This is a genomic window from Nguyenibacter vanlangensis (assembly GCF_013376155.1).
Classification (GTDB): domain Bacteria; phylum Pseudomonadota; class Alphaproteobacteria; order Acetobacterales; family Acetobacteraceae; genus Gluconacetobacter; species Gluconacetobacter vanlangensis.
Genome location: NZ_JABXXP010000232.1, coordinates 1 through 4,332 on the forward strand (window position 1 = coordinate 1; position 4,332 = coordinate 4,332).

General features: G+C 67.3%; 5 protein-coding genes. All 5 read right to left on the minus strand.

All coding sequences use genetic code 11. The features are described from left to right. Nucleotides 1–174: 174 nt before the first annotated feature. Nucleotides 175–987, minus strand: a complete 813-nt coding sequence (locus HUK84_RS11345; RefSeq protein ID WP_176640394.1) for an alpha/beta fold hydrolase — start codon at nt 985–987, stop codon at nt 175–177. Between the two features lie 32 nt (nt 988–1,019). Next, nucleotides 1,020–1,772, minus strand: a complete 753-nt coding sequence (locus tag HUK84_RS11350; protein ID WP_281362796.1) for a maleate cis-trans isomerase family protein — start codon at nt 1,770–1,772, stop codon at nt 1,020–1,022. A 38-nt stretch (nt 1,773–1,810) separates the two neighbouring features. Then, a complete protein-coding gene (locus HUK84_RS11355) occupies nt 1,811–2,470 on the minus strand; it encodes an isochorismatase family protein (RefSeq protein WP_176640395.1) in 660 nt (219 codons plus the stop codon). Further along, nucleotides 2,467–3,519 (minus strand): M29 family metallopeptidase, encoded by a 1,053-nt coding sequence (locus HUK84_RS11360; protein ID WP_176640396.1) that lies wholly within the window; start codon nt 3,517–3,519, stop codon nt 2,467–2,469. Before HUK84_RS11360 ends, HUK84_RS11355 begins: the two co-directional genes overlap by 4 nt. Before the next feature lie 7 nt (nt 3,520–3,526). Beyond that, the coding region (locus tag HUK84_RS11365; RefSeq protein ID WP_281362797.1) for a uracil-xanthine permease family protein at nt 3,527–4,332 on the minus strand (806 nt) is incomplete at its 5' end.

The window sequence follows — 4,332 nt, forward strand, 5'->3', positions numbered from 1 at the left end:
CGATGAAAAATAATACGAATACAGAATGAATTAATAAAAATACAAATATTCAGATCGTATCAATGTCGTTAAAAATGAGTAATCTTTCGGTCGGGCAATCTCCAGGCCAGCAACACAACGCCACCCGCGCGGCGCATCATCCCGTCAAATGCCGTCATGGGTCCAGCATATCCCTCAAGTCCGCGCCGGGGACAGAAAGCCCGACACCGCGTCGCAAAAACCATCCAGGTTGTCCCAGGGAATCATGTGGCCGGCATCGGGCACCCGCACGGTCGCGATCGACGGCAGCAGGGCGCGGATTTCCGCCTCGTCCTCGGGCAGGATCACGTCGCCGCGCGTGGCGATGACCAGTTGGGTCGGCGGCGTCAGGTGCGGAATGTCCTGGTGGATGTCCTCGGTATGGAATTTCTCGAACGTGACGCGGGTCGCCAGTTCGTCGCACGTATGCAGCCATTCGGCGCGCAGGCGGCGCTGCGCCTCGGTCCAGGTCGGGCAATAGCGGCGCATCGCCTCGGCATCCATGCCGCGCCGCGCTTCGCGGATCGAATCGACATACCATTCGATCCGCGCCGGATAGGCCCGGCGGCCCGGGCCGCTGACCGGCGGATCGACCAGCACCAGCGCCGCGATGCCGGCGCCATCCCGCCGCGCCGTGCGGATGGCGATGCGCGCGCCCATCGAATGGCCCAGCACCACGCAGGGCGGCAGGTCCAGCGCGGTGATGAAGCCGCGCACGTCCGCCGCATAGCTGTCCAGGTCATAGGCCAGGTCCGGCCCGGTCTCGGACAGGCCGCGCCCGCGCACGTCCAGCACATAGACGTCATGCGTCGCCGCCAGGCGCTCGGCCACGAACCCCCAGGTGATCGCCGGGCTGGTAATGCCGGGGATCAGCACCAGCGGCGTACCCGTGCCGCCATAGCGCAGATAATGCTGGCGGATGTCGTTGGCACGCACGTTCGCGCCATACAGGAACCGGCTGTCGATCATCGCGATCCTCTCCCTTTTCTCAAGGCTTTTCCTCAATAGGCACCGGACAGCAGCGCCCCCGCGCCGGGGGCGACCCGCTCCAGCCCCAGCGCGCCCAGCATCGCGTGGGTCGTGGCGATCGCCGCGGTGATCACCGGCTTGCCGGTCAGCGCCTCGACCTTCGGCACCACCGGCAGCGAGGGCATCTGCACGCAGGCCGACAGCACGATCGCATCGGCCTCGGCGTAATTCAGCCCGGCCACGATGCCGGGCAGGCGCTCCGGATCGTGCGCGGCCACGTCCAGGTTGTCCGGAATCTCCAGCGCCACGTGATCGATCACCGCGTACCCCTCATGCGCCAGGTAATCGACGACCAGCCTGGTCAGCGGCTTCATATAGGGCGCGACGACGACGATCTTCTTCGCGCCGATCACCTTCAGCCCCTCGACCAGCGCGCCGGCGCTGGTCACCACCGGAGCCGGCGCGCCGTTCTCGCGGGTCCGGGCATGCAGCCGCGTCTCGGACACGCGGTGATAGCCGGTCCCCATCGACATGATCGCCACCAGGCAGGCATAGCCCAGCACGTCGACCCGGGCATCGCTCAGCTCCAGCGCGCAACGGTCGGATTGTTCGTCCATCGCCGCCAGCTCGTCCTTGCTGACCGTCTTCATCCGCATCCGGCTGGAATGGAACAGAAACCGTTCGGGCCGGATCAGTTGCCGGGCCGCCAGCATCGCCGGGATCTCGGTCTCCATCGTGACGTTCGAACTGGGGACGATCTGCCCGATGCGATAGAGCGGTTTCATGGCGAATCCCGAATATATATATGAAAATATTGAAACGGTCAGCGATTGGACAGGCGCGAGAGCAACGTGTCGTACTCCATCACGTCGCCGCATTTCTGCGCCATGTCGAACAGATTGGCCTCATGCGGGCCGATCGCGCGGTCGCCCACGCAATCCGACACCACGATCGGCCGGAACCCCAGCGACATCGCGTCGATCACGCTGGCGCGGATGCACCCGCTGGTGACGCAGCCCGCCACCACCAGCGTCTGCACCCCGCGATGGGCATACCATGCCGCCAGCGCCGTGCCCGAGAACGCCGACGGCACCGTCTTGCGCACCACATATTCGCCGTCGACCGGCGCCAGACCGGGCACGATCGCGCTGGCCGGGCTGGTCTCGGTCAGCCCCAGCAGGCTGGGCACCTTCAGCGAGAACACGTTGGCATCCGACCCGTCATCGGCAAAGACGATGCGGGTATGCGCGACCGGCCAGCCCAGGCGCCGCGCCGTGGCCAGCAGCGGCTTCGTCCGCTCGATCGCCTGCGGAATGTTCCCGCCGCCGAAGGCCGCCGGATCGGCAAACCCGTTGACGAAATCGACGATCAGCAGCCCCACCTGCCCGACGATGCCCATCTCGCGCCCGAATCCCTGGCGCTGGTACAGCGCCTCGTCGCTCTCGCCGCGCCGCGCCGCGCCACCGTCCAGCCTGTCGCTCATGCCGCGTTCCCCAATCCGTCATTCACCAGTTCGCCGTCCCGCACCACCGCGTCGCCATCCAGCATGACGGTGCAGTTGCGCATCGGAATATCGATATGGCACGCCGTGTCGCGCGTGCCGCCGGCCTCGTTGTTCGGACCGGTGGACCACAGGAAATTGCCGGCGCAGGCCCGCGAATCCATGCCGATCGTGGCCTCGCGGTCATACAGGCCCAGCACCGACCAGTGCGCGCGCTTCTGCAGCCCCCACCCGACATGCGAGATCGCATAGACCTCCGGATCGCCGAACGATTCCATGTATCCCCGCAGCAGATCGGCATCCAGCCCGCCCGCGATGTCCGTCACATAGCCGTCGCGGATGGTGAATGTGACGGGCTCGCGCACATAGGATTTCTGCGGCAGCAGGATATCGCCGCGATCCAGCACGATCGTCCCCTGCGCCGATCCCTCGTTCGACCAGGTGGCCAGAAAGCCGCTGGGCCAGTGGTCCCACCGTCCCGGCCGTTCGCAGAACCCGTACTCCTCCAGGATCGGATACTCCCCCAGCGCGAAGGTCACGTCCGTCCCGGCCGCCGAGGTCACGCGCATCTGCCGTGCCGCGCGCAGCACCCTGGATGCCGCCAGCACGCGCCGCCGATCCTCCTCGGTCGGCACCATGCGCAGCAGGATCTCGGGCGGCTCCACCGCCAGCAGGATGCGCCCGCCCGCCGACAGGATCTCATGCTGTTCCGCCGAGAACAGCAAGGTCATCAGGTCCAGCACCAGGTCGCTGGCCTTCAGCATCGCCAGCGCCGCCTTGTTGCCGGTCAGCGGCGTGGTGCCGACATAGGCCAGCGGATCGCGCGACAGCGACGTCCCCCCGTTCACCGGCAGCAGGTCCAGCCGGTTGACGATGGCCCCCTTCGCGCGGGCGGCGACGATCGCGGTCCGCAGGGTCTGCGGATGCGTGTCGCTCGACGTCAGGATGGTCACGGTCTGCCCCGCCGCGATGCCGGACAGGGACAGCACCTGCCCCCACGCCTCGACCATCTCGAAATCGCTGACTGACATGCTGCGTCTACTCCTTTTCGGAAGGCGAGGGGCGACGCCGTCCGCGCCATCCCAGGATCAGGTTCAGCCCGATGGCCGCGATCGTGGCGGTGGCGATCCCGCCCAGCACGACCTGGCCCATGGCGATCGTCAGGTTGCCCGCCCCCGCGATCAGCGTGACCCCGACGGTGAACAGCGTGCGCGGATCGGCGAAATCCACCTTATGCTCGATCCAGATCCGCACCATCGTCGCGGCGATCAGGCCGAACACTCCCAGCGCCAGTCCGCCCAGCACCGGATCGGGAATGATCCGCAGCACCGCGCCGAAACGGGGCGAAAATCCCAGCAGGACGGCGAACAGCGCCGCCGCGACGAACACCAGGGTGGAATAGACCCGCGAGATCGCCATCACGCCGATATTCTCGACATAGGTCGTCACCCCCGTGCCGCCGCCCGCGCCCGCCAGCATCGTCGCCAGCCCGTCGCCCAGGAAGGCCCGCCCGGCCAGGGCATCGAAATTGCGGCCGGTCATCGCCCCCAGCGCCTTCAGATGGCCCAGATTCTCCGCCAGCAGCACCAGGGCGACCGGGGCGATGGCCAGCATGGCATGGGTCTCGAAGCGCGGCGCGCGCAGCGGCGGCAGGCCGAACCAGGGCGCGGTCCGCACCATGCCGAAATCGATCGGCGGGGCCAGGCCCAGCCCGTTGGCGGCCAGCGCATAGACCAGGCACGACACCACCATGGCGCACAGGATCGACAGCCGCCGCATCGCCGGCGGCGCATGCAGCGAGAACACCGCCACCGTCAGCAGCGTGACCAGCCCGAACACCGCTT

Excerpts from the sequence above, each read along its gene's own strand:
- HUK84_RS11345 (WP_176640394.1), bottom strand. The coding sequence starts at position 987 with ATGATCGACAGCCGGTTCCTGTATGGCGCGAACGTGCGTGCCAACGAC.
- HUK84_RS11350 (WP_281362796.1), bottom strand. The coding sequence starts at position 1,772 with ATGAAACCGCTCTATCGCATCGGGCAGATCGTCCCCAGTTCGAACGTC.
- HUK84_RS11355 (WP_176640395.1), bottom strand. The coding sequence starts at position 2,470 with ATGAGCGACAGGCTGGACGGTGGCGCGGCGCGGCGCGGCGAGAGCGAC.
- HUK84_RS11360 (WP_176640396.1), bottom strand. The coding sequence starts at position 3,519 with ATGTCAGTCAGCGATTTCGAGATGGTCGAGGCGTGGGGGCAGGTGCTG.